The organism is Solibacillus sp. FSL W8-0474 (assembly GCF_038004065.1).
GTDB classification, from domain to species: Bacteria; Bacillota; Bacilli; order Bacillales_A; family Planococcaceae; genus Solibacillus; species Solibacillus faecavium.
The window spans coordinates 3,474,612-3,489,661 of sequence record NZ_JBBOQJ010000001.1 but is presented as its reverse complement, the minus strand read 5'-3'; the positions used below and the strand labels follow the sequence as shown (position 1 = coordinate 3,489,661).

15 protein-coding genes and 1 riboswitch are annotated in these 15,050 nt (G+C 36.6%); of the genes, 10 read left to right on the top strand and 5 right to left on the bottom strand.

The window, feature by feature from the left end; translation table 11 throughout:
- Nucleotides 1–373 precede the first annotated feature (373 nt).
- The 6 genes from nikC (at nt 374) to NYE67_RS17740 (ending at nt 8,569) form a co-directional block, all read left to right on the top strand.
- Complete coding sequence (nikC, locus tag NYE67_RS17765; protein WP_340727286.1) at nt 374–1,234, top strand: nickel transporter permease; 861 nt, start codon at nt 374–376, stop codon at nt 1,232–1,234.
- Nucleotides 1,235–1,249: 15 nt separating this feature from the next.
- Nucleotides 1,250–2,203 (top strand): ABC transporter permease, encoded by a 954-nt coding sequence (locus NYE67_RS17760; protein ID WP_191700985.1) that lies wholly within the window; start codon nt 1,250–1,252, stop codon nt 2,201–2,203.
- 22 nt (nt 2,204–2,225) lie between these two features.
- On the top strand, nt 2,226–3,263 hold the full coding sequence (locus tag NYE67_RS17755; protein WP_339214173.1) for an ABC transporter ATP-binding protein: 1,038 nt from the start codon (nt 2,226–2,228) through the stop codon (nt 3,261–3,263).
- On the top strand, nt 3,235–4,248 hold the full coding sequence (locus NYE67_RS17750; protein WP_191700986.1) for an ABC transporter ATP-binding protein: 1,014 nt from the start codon (nt 3,235–3,237) through the stop codon (nt 4,246–4,248). Before NYE67_RS17755 ends, NYE67_RS17750 begins: the two co-directional genes overlap by 29 nt.
- A gap of 101 nt (nt 4,249–4,349) precedes the next feature.
- Entirely contained in the window at nt 4,350–5,513 is a 1,164-nt protein-coding gene (locus NYE67_RS17745; RefSeq protein WP_340726211.1) for an exonuclease SbcCD subunit D, read from the top strand.
- 2 nt (nt 5,514–5,515) lie between these two features.
- Nucleotides 5,516–8,569 (top strand): SMC family ATPase, encoded by a 3,054-nt coding sequence (locus NYE67_RS17740; protein WP_340730722.1) that lies wholly within the window; start codon nt 5,516–5,518, stop codon nt 8,567–8,569.
- A gap of 55 nt (nt 8,570–8,624) precedes the next feature.
- On the opposite strand, the gene NYE67_RS17735 is transcribed toward NYE67_RS17740, so the two are convergent.
- Both NYE67_RS17735 and NYE67_RS17730 read right to left on the bottom strand, forming a co-directional pair.
- Nucleotides 8,625–8,756 carry a hypothetical protein gene (locus NYE67_RS17735; protein WP_340730721.1) on the bottom strand — a complete coding sequence of 44 codons (132 nt, stop codon included), beginning with the start codon at nt 8,754–8,756 and terminating at the stop codon, nt 8,625–8,627.
- Between the two features lie 69 nt (nt 8,757–8,825).
- Nucleotides 8,826–9,152, bottom strand: a complete 327-nt coding sequence (locus NYE67_RS17730; protein ID WP_340726208.1) for a DUF4870 domain-containing protein — start codon at nt 9,150–9,152, stop codon at nt 8,826–8,828.
- Between the two features lie 118 nt (nt 9,153–9,270).
- Nucleotides 9,271–9,379: riboswitch (TPP riboswitch) on the top strand.
- Between the two features lie 111 nt (nt 9,380–9,490).
- Here NYE67_RS17730 and thiT point away from each other — a divergent pair.
- From thiT to NYE67_RS17710, 4 genes are all read left to right on the top strand, one after another.
- Nucleotides 9,491–10,051 (top strand): energy-coupled thiamine transporter ThiT, encoded by a 561-nt coding sequence (gene thiT / locus NYE67_RS17725; protein ID WP_340726207.1) that lies wholly within the window; start codon nt 9,491–9,493, stop codon nt 10,049–10,051.
- Nucleotides 10,052–10,267: 216 nt separating this feature from the next.
- Complete coding sequence (gene map, locus NYE67_RS17720) at nt 10,268–11,020, top strand: type I methionyl aminopeptidase (protein WP_340730720.1); 753 nt, start codon at nt 10,268–10,270, stop codon at nt 11,018–11,020.
- A 172-nt stretch (nt 11,021–11,192) separates the two neighbouring features.
- A complete protein-coding gene (locus NYE67_RS17715) occupies nt 11,193–12,029 on the top strand; it encodes a polyphosphate kinase 2 family protein (RefSeq protein WP_340726205.1) in 837 nt (278 codons plus the stop codon).
- A gap of 70 nt (nt 12,030–12,099) precedes the next feature.
- On the top strand, nt 12,100–12,654 hold the full coding sequence (locus NYE67_RS17710; protein WP_340726204.1) for a GNAT family N-acetyltransferase: 555 nt from the start codon (nt 12,100–12,102) through the stop codon (nt 12,652–12,654).
- Nucleotides 12,655–12,730: 76 nt separating this feature from the next.
- Here NYE67_RS17710 and NYE67_RS17705 read toward each other — a convergent pair whose 3' ends face one another.
- From NYE67_RS17705 to NYE67_RS17695, 3 genes are all read right to left on the bottom strand, one after another.
- The gene (locus NYE67_RS17705; protein WP_340726203.1) at nt 12,731–13,300 is read right to left on the bottom strand and encodes a beta-class carbonic anhydrase; all 570 of its coding nucleotides are present in this window, start codon (nt 13,298–13,300) and stop codon (nt 12,731–12,733) included.
- A 161-nt stretch (nt 13,301–13,461) separates the two neighbouring features.
- A complete protein-coding gene (locus tag NYE67_RS17700; RefSeq protein WP_225231322.1) occupies nt 13,462–13,665 on the bottom strand; it encodes a hypothetical protein in 204 nt (67 codons plus the stop codon).
- Nucleotides 13,666–13,790: 125 nt separating this feature from the next.
- Nucleotides 13,791–15,026, bottom strand: coding sequence for an aminopeptidase (locus NYE67_RS17695; RefSeq protein ID WP_340726202.1), 1,236 nt, complete (start codon nt 15,024–15,026; stop codon nt 13,791–13,793).
- Between the last annotated feature and the right edge of the window lie 24 nt (nt 15,027–15,050).

Genomic DNA, 15,050 nt, shown 5'->3' with positions numbered 1-15,050 from the left:
AATAGCACATATGAGTACAAAGCATCAATATCCAAAAAAGATAAAAAATAGTTAAAGTAGAAAATCAGGACATGATATAGTATTTTATAATAATTATTAATTATTCGGTAAATTGTTATAGTGCTTATGGCTGTAAGAGTAAGTCATAATTTGCATTAAAATAGTATACTATGTTAGTATAATCAAATTATTAAAAAATATAAAAATAATAAAATATTCAGAATTTTAATAAAACATTATTATGTTGAAATGTATACTTTTTACTCTATATACTATTATTTATACTAACTATTTAGAATTTATAGAAGGAATTAAAAATTTGAAAGGATGATTTATATTGAGTACGGTACAAACAGAGAAAAATCCTTCTACAATGAAAAAAAGTAATCCACGTTCGGAAGCTTTTAAAACGTTTATGAAGCGTTTATTAAAAAACAAAGCAGCTGTTGTTGGTGGAATAGTAATTCTTTTTATCATTTTAGTAGGGATATTCGGTCCATTTTTAGTTAAGACCGATCCGAATGCACAAAATATTTTAAACAAACTTCAGCCACCTTCAAAGGAACATTGGTTTGGTACAGATAACTTCGGTCGTGATATTTTCTCACGTATTGTTAATGGAACAAAGCTAACATTAACAGTTGGATTTTTATCAGTATTTATTGGAGGTGTAATTGGGGTAGTATTAGGGATTGTATCCGGATATTATGGCGGTGCAATTGATACGATAACTATGCGTCTTATGGATATCCTGTTGGCGTTTCCTGGTATATTACTAGCTTTAGCAATCGTTTCTGTATTAGGCGGTAGCTTAATAAACGTTATTATTGCGGTCGGTATATTCTCCATACCCGCATTCGCACGTATCGTACGTGGTTCAACGTTACAAGTAAAAAACCTCGAATATATTGATGCAGTAAGAGCACTCGGGGCATCGGATATACGAATTATCTTTAGACATATTTTACCGAATATTATGTCACCAATTATCGTTCAAGCAACTATGCGTATTGCAACGGCAATTTTAACAGCCTCCGGTTTAGCATTTTTAGGTTTAGGCGCTCAGCCGCCAGCAGCGGAATGGGGAGCGATGTTGAGTGATGGCCGTACGTATATGCATAATGCAGGACATATGGTTTTAATTCCTGGCATGATGATTGTTGTCGTAGTATTGGCATTTAATATTTTTGGTGACGGGTTACGTGATGCACTTGATCCAAAGATGAAACAATAGGAGGTGGAACAGTAAATGACTAAATATATTATCCGTCGTTTATTACAAACGATTCCCGTATTGTTAGGGGTTTCTATTTTAGTATTCTCATTGATGTTCCTAATTCCTGGTGATCCTGCTCAAGTAATGGCAGGGGAAGGTGCATCTGAACAAACGGTAGAAAATATACGTGAAAAATTAGGGTTAAATGACCCTGCATATGTACAGTATGGTCGATTTTTAGGGAATGCACTGCAAGGCGATTTAGGTAATTCAATTCGTAGTGGTCGCCCTGTAATGGATGAAATACAGGCGAGATTTTGGATTACGGTGGAAGTAGCTGTTTATGCAACAATAGTCGCTGTGTTTTTAGGTTTAATTGCAGGTATTATTTCTGCTGTACGTCACTATACATTAACTGACGTTTCAATTATGCTTATTGCGTTATTTGGTTTATCAATGCCAAATTTCTGGTTAGGGTTATTGTTAATTCAATGGTTTGCATTGGGTAATTTACCATTTGGATGGGATTTACCGGAAATTCTGAAAATGAGACCATCCGGATGGGGTGACTCATGGCGACAAATTATTCTACCGGTTATTACACTCGGTACAGGTGGCGCCGCAATTATTGCACGTATGACTCGTTCATCAATGCTTGAAGTTATTGGACAAGATTATATTCGTACTGCTCGTGCAAAAGGGGTATCCGAACGAATCGTGATTTACCGTCATGCACTTAAAAATGCACTTATTCCAGTCGTAACAATTATTGGATTAGAGTTTGGTGGATTCCTAGGTGGAGCAGTGTTAACAGAAACAATTTTCGCTATTAATGGTATGGGCCGTTTAACAATAGATGCAATTAGGCAAAGGGATTTCCCAATCGTTCAAGGGACTGTACTCGTAATTTCACTTTTATTCGTAATTGTAAACCTGCTAGTAGATATTTCATATAAATTCTTGAACAAACGAATTGACTTAAACTAATAAACGAAAAGAGGTGTGGCATATGAATGAAATGGAAAGTATTTTAGTTGTAAATAATCTACAAACATCATTTGGTACGGACGCTGGAGAAGTCCGTGCAGTTGATGGTGTAAGCTTTACTGTTCCAAAAGGGAAAACTATTGGGATTGTAGGGGAATCCGGTTCCGGGAAAAGTATTACATCTCTTTCGATTTTACGATTACTAGCATCAAATGGTAAAACAAAGGGCGGTGAAGTACTTTTCAAAGGTAAAGACTTACTGAAACTGTCGGAAAAAGAAATGCGTGAAATTCGAGGAAATCAGATTTCGATGATTTTCCAAGAGCCTATGACATCGTTAAATCCGGTTTATACAGTGGGACAACAAATTAGTGAAACAATCAAAATCCATAAAAAGCTAGGTAATAAAGAAGCGATGGCCCAGTCGGTGGAAATGTTGAAACTGGTTGGTATACCATCACCTGAAAAGCGTGTAAAGCAATATCCACACGAACTATCAGGCGGGATGCGTCAGCGTGTAATGATTGCGATGGCATTAGCATGCGATCCGGAAATTTTAATTGCGGATGAGCCAACTACAGCGCTCGATGTAACAATTCAAGCGCAAATTTTAGAGCTAATTAAAGATTTACAAAATCGCTTAGGAATGTCTGTAATTATGATTACCCATGATTTAGGGGTAGTGGCCGAGACATGTGATTATGTTGCGGTAATGTACGCTGGGCAAGTAGTGGAATATTCAGATGTTCGCACACTATTTAAAAATCCTAAGCATCCATATACATTAGGTTTACTAAATTCATTACCACGTCATGATGTGGACCAGGAAAAACTAATTCCGATAAAAGGAATGGTACCGAGCCCACATGAAATGCCGGTCGGTTGTCGTTTTGCTCCTCGTTGTCCAGCGGCGACAGAGCTTTGCCATAAAAAACAGCCGGAGTTGTTGAGCACCGGGGCAGACAATTCGGAGCAAATCCGTTGCTGGATATACTCAGAAGAGTGGGATGGAGAATCGGAGGTGACGCTATATGGCGAAAAAAGAACTGTTAAAGGTTGAGGGATTAAAGCAATATTTCCCAATTAAAGGTGGTTTTTTAGGCCGTACCGTCAACCACGTAAAGGCAGTAGACGATATTTCATTTACGATTTATGAAGGGGAAACTGTAAGTATCGTAGGGGAATCTGGTTGCGGTAAATCTACAACAGGTAGAGCAATTTTACGTTTGGAAGAGCCGACAGATGGGTCTGTTGTATTCCAAGGGACAGATATAACAAAAATCCCTAAAGGTGAAATGCGTAAATTCCGTAAGGATTTACAAATCATTTTCCAAGATCCATACGCTTCAATTAATCCACGTCAAACGGTTGCAAGCGTCTTAAATGAAGCGATGCATATTCAGAATGTATTACCGCCGGACCAGCGCCGTGCACGGATTGAACAACTTCTTGAAACGGTTGGATTACGTCCATATCAAGCAGACCGATATCCCCACGAATTCTCTGGGGGGCAACGTCAGCGTATCGGTATTGCCCGTGCATTATCAGTTGACCCAAAGCTTATTATTTGTGATGAAGCGGTATCTGCACTTGACGTTTCAATTCAAGCACAAGTATTGAACTTATTAGAGGAATTACAGGATGAATATGGATTAACATACTTATTCATCTCTCATGACTTAGGGGTAGTACGTCATATTTCTGACCGTATTATCGTAATGTACTTAGGGAAAATTGTTGAGATTGCAGATAAAAACAGTTTGTTTGAAAATCCTCAACATCCATATACGAAAGCGCTTTTATCGGCAATTCCTGTACCAGATCCGGATGCAGTGAAAAGTCGAATCGTATTGAAAGGTGATGTACCGTCACCAATTGATCCGCCACAAGGTTGCCGCTTCCATACACGCTGTCCATTTGCGACAGATAAATGCCGTACGGAAGAGCCAGTTTTACGTACATCTGCCATTATGAAAGATACACATGAAGCTGCGTGTCACTATATGGAAGAAATTTCAGCTGGAAAAATGACAGCAAATTATTAATAATAAGTATAACCACACTGTACGAATATTCGTTCGTATAGTGTGGTTTTTTTAATTTTAGTCATGTACACTTATAGTAAATAAAATAGGAGGCGTTATTCATGAAGATATTTCATACAGCAGATTGGCATTTAGGAAAGCTCGTACAAGGTGTATCAATGACGGAAGATCAGCAATATGTAATCGAACAGTTCATCGAGGAAATAAGAACAGAAAAGCCAGACGTAGTCATTATAGCGGGAGATTTATATGACCGATCAGTACCACCTACTGATGCAATTCAGCTTTTAAATAAAACTTTTAAACAAATATTAATCGATGAAAAAACACCGATTGTCGCAATTGCTGGAAATCATGATAGCGCTACACGTTTAAACTTTGGTAGTGATTTAATGAAGGCAAGTGGATTGCATATTGTCGGTCATCTTGAAAATTACTTTGAACCGGTTATTATGCATGATGAGTATGGGGAAGTGCATTTTTATTTAGTTCCCTTTGCAGAGCCTTCAATTGTACGAAATATTTTTGGTGATGAATCGATTACGACCCATGAAGGGGCAATGGCACGGATTATTGAAGAAATTAAGTTAACAGTTGATCCGGAAAAACGCAATATTATTGTTGGACATGCCTTTGTTACAAAAGATGGGATGCCCGAACAAAATACAAGCGATTCAGAACGTAAATTGACGATAGGTGGTACAGAGTGCATTGACTCAGCATTGTTTGAACCATTTTGCTATACAGCGCTGGGACATTTACATCAGGCGCATTTTGTGGCAAATGAAAAAATACAGTATGCAGGATCACCACTAAAATACTCCGAATCTGAAGTAACACATAAAAAAGGTTTTTTAATAGTTGACCTGAAAGAAGATGGCTCCGTAGCTGTGGAAAAAAAGTTGCTGACGCCGATTCGGGATATGCGCATTGTTTCAGGACTACTTGATGATATTTTACAACATGATAAAAATGATGATTACGTTTTCGTAAAGTTGCAGGATGAAAGTTTTGTTAAAGGGGCCGCTGAACTTGTTCGTACTGTTTATCCGAATGCTTTGCATATTGAAAGAACGGTCGTTTATGAAAAGCTTGAGCAGCAGGCGGATACTTTAAACCGTGTACAAATGAATGATTCGGAATTGTTTGAGCTGTTTTACACAGAAATGACTGGTAAGCATCTAAGTGAGGAAACTAAAGCAATTTATACAGACATTCTTCAGCAACTGATCGATAATGAACGAGAATTACAGGAGGTGCTGTAACGATGAAGCCTATTAAATTATCGATGACAGCATTTGGACCATATCAAACAAAGGAAGTTATCGACTTTACGAAACTTCATGAGCATGGAATATTTGTCGTTTCAGGGGCTACTGGTGCGGGAAAAACGACTATTTTTGATGCGATAACATTTGCCCTTTATGATTCAGGCAGTGGGGAAGACCGTGAAAAGTCTCTTTTTTTACGTAGTGATTTTGCCGATGAGACGATTGATACTGAAGTTGAGCTTGAATTTGAAGTGCGCGGACGTTTATATCGGATTTGGCGAAAATTTGGTCATAATGGGACGAGTGCGAAACGGGAGTTTTTTGAAATTACGGGTGGCGTAGAAGTTCCGGCTGTAGAAAAGTTTCAAGTAAAGCTAATTCAAGCGAAAATAGAAGAGCTGATTGGCTTAACCCAATCTCAATTCAATCAGATTGTGATGCTCCCACAAGGAGAATTTCAGAAACTATTGACATCCGAATCGAAACATAAAGAAGAAATCTTCCGTAAAATATTCAAAACAGAACGATTTACAAAAATGGTTGAGCTTTTGCGTGAGAAAAAAAAGTCTGCCGAAAAGCTATATGATCAATCAATTATGCAGCAAGACAATACCATTCATGAAATTCTATCGCGCCTACCTAATAGAGAATCAGAGCTATTTTCAGCGGTAAATCAAGATGTGATAAATCTATATCAAGTAAAGCAAGCCTTATTATTGGAACAGCAATATTATGAAGAACATTGCAGAACATTAAAAACGGAATATGAGAAATCCAAATTACAATTACAGCAATTAAATGAAACGTATAGTGAACAAAAGCTATTAAATGAGCGTATTGAAAAATACTTATTAAGAAAAACAAAACTTGCAGAGCTCCTGCAGCAGGAACAAACTATGGAAAACGAGAAACAGCGTCTTGAGCTTGCAAAGAAAGCAACACATATTGAACCTATAGAGCGTGAACATGAGAAAGTGAAGTTTCAGCTTGAAAAAGCAGAAGTAGCATTACAACGTGCAAAAAAGGATTTTGAACAGGTAAAGTTGCAGCTTCAAAATGCATTGAAATATTATGAAGAACAAAAGCAACATGAACCTTTATTGGATGAGTATTCAAAAACTATTTCACAGTTAGAACAGCTATTACCGATTTATCAATCGATAGATGACCAGCGGAAATCCGTTTTAAAAATAGAGGAAAATCAAAATAACGCAAAACAATTGTTTGAAAAGCTTCTAAAAGAAGATAGTGCATTAAAAGAACAGCATCAGGAGCAGCGTACAATTATAAATGACCTGGAACAAAAAGTGGCTTCGTACCAGGAAACGTTTGAAGCACATGCAATGATGACTAAGAAAATTGAGCTTGCGAAAGAAACTTTAAAGCTCCAATCTAACGTAGTGGCATTAACGAAAACACTGGCTGAAAAACAACAAATTGCAAATCATTCCCAGGATAAATTAAAGAAGTTGGAACAACAGATACGCAGTAATCATGCTGCATTTCTCGCTACATCTCTTCAACATGGGGAAGCGTGTCCTGTATGCGGAAGCACAGAGCATCCAGCGATCCATAGCAGTGAAGCAATGGATGTCGACGATAATGAATTGACCGTATTACGCCGTGAAAGTGACAATGCACTGCAGAACTTTTATCAAATAAGTTCGAAATTGGAGGTAGAACAAGCGGCATTAAATGAAAAACAGATGATACTTCAACAGCTGAAAATTGACCCTTCATCTCTTGACGAATACGAGCAGCAACTATCTATATTGACGAATCAATTATCGATGCAAAAACAGCAACAAGCGCAACTAGTAAAAGAAAAGAAAAAGTTGGAACAGCTATTGGAAAACAAAGAAGTGCTTCAAGGTCGGATTGAAAAAGGGCAGCAATATGTATCGGAAATTGATCAACAATATGCACAAGAGAAGGGAAAGCTTGAGCAAAGTGAAAAGTCTTTACTGCCGCAATTTTCTACGGTTCAACAAGTTACAGAAGCATTGACAAGCCTTCAGCAAAAGTATCATCATTTGAAAAATACAATACAAAAAGCGTTGGAAGCATTGCAAAATATCCAATTAGAAGAAAAGTCTTGTGAAGTTAATTATCAACATGCAATGAATAATTTAACAGACAAACAACAGGAAAATAAAATAGCGCAAGCTTCATTTGAGTCTATACTCATACAAGAAGGCTTCCATTTAGAAGCATATAAGCAAGCACTGCTTCCATTGCATGTTCAACAGCAAATTCAGGAAACTTTAGATAACTATAAGCAAAGTTTTCATACTTTAACAGTGCAAATTGCAGAAGAACATCAAATGCTAGAAGGAAAAGAATTGGTGGACTTAAAAGCTTTTGAGCAACAAATTACGCTTCTTACAGAGCAAGTAGAAGCACAATATTCAGAAATGAAGTTAGTTCATTCTTACACATTGCAGTGTGGGGAAACTTTAGAAAAGCTTGAAAAGTCAGCTCGACAAATAGAAGATTATAAAGAAAAATTAATGCAAGTTGAACATGTTTATGATTTAATTCGTGGACAGAATGAAGCGAAAATTTCTTTTGAGCGATTCGCGCAAATAGGTTATTTAGAAAAAGTAACACATGCTGCAAACGAGAGACTTCGAGTTTTATCAAATGGTCAATACTTTTTAAAGTCAACGGGTCGCAAGGAAGGAAATGCTCAAAGCGGGTTAAGTATTGATGTATATGATAGTAATACAGGGCAAACACGCGATGTAAAAACATTGTCCGGCGGTGAGAAGTTCAATGCATCACTTTCATTAGCTTTAGGAATGGCAGATGTTATCCAAAGTGTTCAAGGCAGTGTGCATATTGATACGATGTTCATCGATGAAGGCTTCGGTACATTGGATGAAGAGGCGTTGCGCCGGGCTATAGATATATTAATCGACCTACAGCAGACAGGACGACTAATTGGGGTAATTTCACATGTTGCCGAACTTAAAGCAGCTATGCCGGCTATTTTACAAGTACAAAAGCTAAAAGAAGGCTATAGTAAAACGGAAATTATTATTAAATAAATGTTATCAAAAAAAGACATTTCACTCGAATGACAGGGTGAAATGTCTTTTTACGTTAGCGTTTTGTTGCTCGGCGTGTAGCAGTTGCGGGTTGTGGAGTAGATTTTTTATCCATCATTTTCTTTATAATTGGATAAAGTATTGGACCATACTTAATTGCTGTTTTAACAAGTTTGTTAATTTTCATAAGTGTTCACTCCTTAACGAATATCATTTCGTATAAGAAATATACCCAATTATGAAGCTTTCATAAACATTAACGTAGAACTTTAATAGCTTTCACTAAATTCCAAATCCCTACTATTGAAACCATAATAACTAAAACTACAATGGCAATAAAATGTGAACTGACAAAGAAATCTTGCATAGTCAACGTTTCATGCGTTAAAAAAAGTGAAACGAAAAAGTAAATAATATACAAAATACCAAAAGCAATCGGGATAAACTGTGTAATAAAAGCCTTTTTGGAGTGCGCCCTTACAAAATCATCTTTTGAAACTATATATATAATAAACGGCAAGATAGACGGTGCAAAATAAAAGCTTAAATAGCTTAAAGCACTCAAACCTTTTGATTGATTCATTTCATTCACTCCTTTGTTTGTATACGCATCTGTCTGGAATTTAGTTTCAAAAAAATCGGCTGTTGAAAGTTGGAAAATTATTCGATACAATAAGTTTGTTCAAACAATAATTATTTAGATGTACCACAAGGGGAGCCGAGTAAGTCGGCTGAGATTGTGCACGTAACTGCACTGACTCTTTGAACCTGTAAGTTAGCACTTGCGTAGGGATGTGGATAGAAACCGACTGTTCAAACGATAGTCAGGCTTTTGTCCTGATTATCGTTTTTTATTTTTGCAGATGAATTTCTATTCCTTCTTCACTTCTGTTACATCGGAAAAAAGAAAGGAGCATTGTTATGGACAAAAAAAGATTACTTATGATGGTGGAAATAGCGATTTTCGCTGCCGTCGGACTGGTGTTGGATCAAATATCATTTAAAATGTGGGCACAAGGTGGATCGATCAGCTTTGTAATGGTTCCTATTATTTTAATGGCAATTCGTTGGGGGCTAACAGCAGGTCTTGCAACTGGCCTACTAATTGGAATAATGCAAATGATGTTTGGAGCGTATATCGTCCACTGGCTTCAGGCAATTCTGGATTATGGTCTTGCTTTTACTGTAGTAGGTTTAGCCGCAGTTATAAGAAAGCCTTTATTGCAAGCAACACAGTCACTCCATAAAACAAAGATGGCACTCTATATTATAATAGGTACGTTATTAGGTGGAGCTTTACGATTCGTTTGCCACTTACTTGCCGGAGTTGTCTTCTTTAAGGAATTTGCAGGCGACGATAATGTATGGACATATTCAATTCTCTACAACGGTTCCTACATGCTGCCAGCAACAATTATTACAGCTATTATTGCCGTTCTGTTATTCACTTCTGCACCACGTTTATTGCAAAAAGTACAATAAATTAAATTATTATAATAGAACTAGGTTTGCAGTGCGGATTTCCACACTTCAAATCTAGTTTGTTTTTTATTATAAATGTACATTAATCTATATATCATTTTTGCACATAATTCCTGTATTTAAACACATCATTTAAAAAAACAATGAACACTTACAACCGATTTTAAGTATGTTATAGTTAAGGGTAGACATTGTTTAAGAGGAAGGAAGTTACACATGATTGTTACAACTCAAGAAGAAATCCAAGCGTTTAAAAAAATAGGACGTATTTGTGCTGAAATTCGTGAAGCGATGAAAGCTGCGACAGTACCTGGCGTGACGACAAAAGAATTGGATGAAATTGCAGGACGTATGTTTGCTGATGCTGGCGCTATTTCAGGCCCAAAAGGTGAATATGACTTCCCAGGCTATACTTGCATTTCGGTGAATCATGAAGTGGCACATGGTATTCCAGGTAATAAAGTGATTCAAGAAGGAGATATCGTCAATATCGACGTATCAGGTTCTTTAAATGGATATTTTGCAGATACAGGAATTTCCTTTGTTGTTGGAAAAGGCTATGAAGATAAGGAAAAACTTTGTGCTGTAGCAAAATCTGCATTTGAACGTGCAATGACAAAAATTAAAGCAGGTTCAAAATTAAATCAAATTGGTAAGGCAGTTGAGCGTGAAGCGCGTGATCACGGCCTAACGGTAATTATGAACTTAACAGGTCATGGTTTAGGTAAATCATTGCATGAAGAGCCTAACCACGTATTAAACTATTATGATGCTTGGGATACAACAATTATGAAAGAAGGGATGGTTTTAGCAGTAGAGCCGTTCATTTCTGCAAAGGCAGAGCATATTGTTGAATCCGGAGATGGTTGGACATTTATTACTCCGGATAAATCATTAGTTGCACAAATAGAACATTCGATTATTGTAACGAAAGATAAACCAATTATTTTAACAACATTAGAAGACTAATTAAAAAACGTGGAAGCATATAATGCGGCCACGTTTTTTACTTTTGTTCTATAGGGAGATTAGATTAACATAAAATAATCAAACGATTCAAATAAATTACAGCAACAATTACCATTTCTAAACACTTTCAAGTAAAATATATATAATGATTCGCAATAGAGGGGGCCGTTGAATGCAAAACCTAAACGATCTGGATCTGACATTAAAATTGGATAAGAAGCTCTACAAAAAGCAATTGAAAGAGTTGCAGTATGAAATGCTTAATATACAGCAATTTTTATACAACAATAAAATCGGTCTCATCTTCGTATTTGAAGGCATGGATGCAGCAGGCAAAGGGGGCGCAATAAAGCGATTAACAGAACACATTGATCCACGTGGTTTAATCGTTTCACCAATTTCCGCGCCACAGCCACACGAAAAGCGTTATCACTATATGCACCGTTTTTGGCGGAAGCTGCCTCAGCATGGCCAGATTGCCATCTTTGACCGTTCTTGGTATGGTCGTGTATTAGTGGAACGCATTGAAGGCTTTGCAAAAGAACATGAATGGAAGCGTGCTTATAACGAAATAAATGACTTTGAAAAGCAATTAACGGATGAAGATTATATTATAGTTAAGTTCTGGGTTCATATTGATGCGGATGAGCAATTGAAGCGCTTTATGGAAAGAGCGGCAGACCCATATAAATCATGGAAACTCACAGATGAAGATTGGCGAAATCGTGAAAAGTTCCATTTATATATGGAAGCGGCAGATGAAATGTTTGCTAAAACAAATACAGAAAATGCCCCTTGGTGTTTAATCCCTGGCAACGATAAATTTTATGCTCGAGTACAAGTGCTAAAAGAAGCGGTTGCTCAAATCGAAACACAAATTACTAAACGAGGTCTTCAGCTTACCAATGTTTTTGAAAAACATAAGGTACTTGCGGCAGATAGTGAAAAACCTGAATTTATAGAAATACAGCCAAAGCCAAAAAAGAAAAAATCAAAAACAGATAAGTAAGTTTGGCTGTGAAATGTAGGTGAGTTAAATGAAAAGCTTAATCAAGCTATTTCGAAAGAAGGAGGGTCCAATGGTTCAACTTATTGGGCAACAATGTTCATTGCGTACATTTACACTGTCTGATGCAAGAGCATTGACTAAGCTATTAGTGGATAATAAATTTTATTGGTCAACATACGAGCCGTTACATCGGGATGAATTTTATACAGAAGAGACACAGTACAAGAAAATAATGGAAAGCATGCATCTTTTGCAAACAAATAGAGAGTTTTCGTTTGGGATCTTCCATAATGAAACAGGTAGACTGATTGGTCATATTTCGCTCTATTCAATAAAACGATTGCCATACTCCAGCGGTTTTATCGGATATTCTATGGATGAAAAATTTATAGGAAGAGGCATTGTAACCGAAGCGGTACGTTTAGTAATGGAGTTCGCATTTTCAACTTTAAATATTCATCGTATTGAAGCATATGTCGCTCCTCAAAATGTGGGATCTATACGCGTTTTAGAGAAGTCAGGATTTACGAGAGAGGGTTTACTCCGAGAATTATTATTTATTAATGGTAAATGGGTTGACCATTATATGTACGCAATATTACAGCGAGAATATATAAATAGGTGATTTTATACAGTTGTATGATTATAAAAAAAGCTATAGCACTTACCCAAAAAAGTCCTGTGGGTAAGGCTATAGCTTATTATTTTACTTCTTCAGATCCATCAGTTACTAAATCTAATTTACCAGTTGCAGGATCAATAATAAGACCGTGTACAGGAACACCAGCAGGCATTAATGGATGTTTTCTTACTAAGTCAACGCTTTTTAAAACACTCGTTTTAATATCGCCGAAACCACGTAACCATTCTTTTAAATCTACGCGTGCATAATTAATAACATCTATCGTTTCTTGTTTTACTCCACGTTCAAGCATATGACCGATCATAACATTTGAATCAACGGCACTCATACCGCAATCATAATGACCAATAACATATACTTCATCAGCCTGTAATTCATACACGGCTACTAATATACTGCGCATAATGCCACCAAATGGGTGATTTACGATTGCGCCAGCACTTTTAACAACTTTTACATCCCCGTTGCGCAAGTTCATTGCTTTTGGTAATAATTCTACTAAACGCGTATCCATACAAGATAAAACAACAATCTTTTTATCAGGGAATTTCGTTGTTGCGTATTCTTCATATTGCTTTTCAGCAACAAACTTTTCATTAAACTCTAGAATATTTTGTAATGCAGACATTTATTCGTACCCCTTTCGTTTCTGTATTCATTTTAAAATATTATTTAGATAATTCAAATAAATGCGCACAATTATAGTTAAAAATCCAATAAATAAAGAGAACTAAAGCAGTAATTCAGCAATAAAAAACAACCGCTCAAATAGAACGGTTGTGAAAAATATTAATGATGGTGGTGACCATCTAGTGATTTTTCGTTTGGCGCGAATGCATTAGCCTTTGAATCTACTATAACAGAGTCATGAGATTGTAATCCGATTCGTAAGTACATAATAAACATTACTAAAAGAACGAGAATAACTGCTGAGAAACCTAAAACTAACGTATAATAATCAGACAAAAACGGATGACGGTGATCAAACATCATAAAAACTCCTCTCTATTTAATAATAAGAATCATTAACCAATTATAACCTAATAAATTGGAACATTGTAGGGGAATTTATGCATTTACTACAGAATAAATTGTAAATATGGCGACATCTTGAAGATTTAGAATGCCCAGTTTCCATCACGGAAAACAGCTTCTGCCTGACCATCTTCAGTAATGCCATCGATATTCATTTGCGCAGAACCAATCATAAAATCAACATGCGTAATACTGTTATTTAATCCGTGTTTTTCTAATTCTTCCTGTGACATCGTTTTCCCGCCTTCTAAACAAAATGCATAAGCACTGCCAATGGCTAAGTGGTTTGATGCATTTTCATCGAATAGTGTATTGTAAAATAAAATATTCGATTCAGAGATAGGTGAATGGAAAGGTACAAGTGCCACTTCCCCTAAATAATGAGAGCCTTCATCTGTTGCTACAAGGTTTTTCAAAACTTCTTCGCCTTGTTCAGCTTCAACTTTTATAATACGCCCTTTTTCAAATGTAATTTTAAAATTATCAATTATATTGCCACCGTAGCTAAGTGGTTTTGTACTAGATACATACCCGTTTACACCATTTTTATGCGGTACTGTAAAAACTTCTTCAGTTGGCATATTAGCCATGAATTCTTCGCCTTTTTCATTGACACTGCCTGCACCGCACCATAAATGACCTTTAGGAAGCTCTATCGTTAAATCCGTTCCAGGCGCTGTATAATGCAGCTTTGCATAGTTTTTATTATTTAAGTAATCTACTTTTTCATGTAAGTTATCATTATGCTCTGCCCATGCTTGAACAGGGTTGTCTAAGTCAGCTCGTGTCGCTTTAAAAATAGCCTCCCATAATGCTTCCACTTGTTCATTTTCAGGTAAATCTGAAAATACTTTTTTAGCCCATTGTTTAGAAGGAGCTGCAATGACAGTCCAGCTGATTTTATCTGACTGTACGTACTGGCGGTATTTATTTAACGCGATTCCGGCTGCTTTTTGGAAAGTAGCAATACGTTTTGAATCGATACCAGCTAGTAGATCAGGACTTTGCGAAACGATGCTCATAAATGCTGCACCTTGTTCAGCCAGCCACTCACGCTCCTGGACTTTCCATGGAGGGAAGAAATCAAAAGAATCATCCGGTGCTAACTCGTAACGAGTACGCGTAATTTGGTCATCTGTATAATCTACAAATACTTGCTTTGCTCCAGCCTCATAGGCGATTTTAGTCACGACCTGTACAAAAGGTGCTGATTCAATAGAAGCTGCGATATACAAATATTGATTTGGTTGAATATTTACACCGATTTTTACAGCTAATTCCGCATACTTTGTTAACTTACTTTCGAACATTGAATTCATTTAAACATTCCCCCAGTAATTGTT

Bases quoted from the DNA above. Each gene is read 5' to 3' on its own strand.
- nikC (WP_340727286.1), top strand. From the start codon at position 374: ATGAAAAAAAGTAATCCACGTTCGGAAGCTTTTAAAACGTTTATGAAG.
- NYE67_RS17760 (WP_191700985.1), top strand. From the start codon at position 1,250: ATGACTAAATATATTATCCGTCGTTTATTACAAACGATTCCCGTATTG.
- NYE67_RS17755 (WP_339214173.1), top strand. From the start codon at position 2,226: ATGAATGAAATGGAAAGTATTTTAGTTGTAAATAATCTACAAACATCA.
- NYE67_RS17750 (WP_191700986.1), top strand. From the start codon at position 3,235: ATGGCGAAAAAAGAACTGTTAAAGGTTGAGGGATTAAAGCAATATTTC.
- NYE67_RS17745 (WP_340726211.1), top strand. From the start codon at position 4,350: ATGAAGATATTTCATACAGCAGATTGGCATTTAGGAAAGCTCGTACAA.
- NYE67_RS17740 (WP_340730722.1), top strand. From the start codon at position 5,516: ATGAAGCCTATTAAATTATCGATGACAGCATTTGGACCATATCAAACA.
- NYE67_RS17735 (WP_340730721.1), bottom strand. From the start codon at position 8,756: ATGAAAATTAACAAACTTGTTAAAACAGCAATTAAGTATGGTCCAATA.
- NYE67_RS17730 (WP_340726208.1), bottom strand. From the start codon at position 9,152: ATGAATCAATCAAAAGGTTTGAGTGCTTTAAGCTATTTAAGCTTTTAT.
- thiT (WP_340726207.1), top strand. From the start codon at position 9,491: ATGGACAAAAAAAGATTACTTATGATGGTGGAAATAGCGATTTTCGCT.
- map (WP_340730720.1), top strand. From the start codon at position 10,268: ATGATTGTTACAACTCAAGAAGAAATCCAAGCGTTTAAAAAAATAGGA.
- NYE67_RS17715 (WP_340726205.1), top strand. From the start codon at position 11,193: ATGCAAAACCTAAACGATCTGGATCTGACATTAAAATTGGATAAGAAG.
- NYE67_RS17710 (WP_340726204.1), top strand. From the start codon at position 12,100: ATGGTTCAACTTATTGGGCAACAATGTTCATTGCGTACATTTACACTG.
- NYE67_RS17705 (WP_340726203.1), bottom strand. From the start codon at position 13,300: ATGTCTGCATTACAAAATATTCTAGAGTTTAATGAAAAGTTTGTTGCT.
- NYE67_RS17700 (WP_225231322.1), bottom strand. From the start codon at position 13,665: ATGATGTTTGATCACCGTCATCCGTTTTTGTCTGATTATTATACGTTA.
- NYE67_RS17695 (WP_340726202.1), bottom strand. From the start codon at position 15,026: ATGAATTCAATGTTCGAAAGTAAGTTAACAAAGTATGCGGAATTAGCT.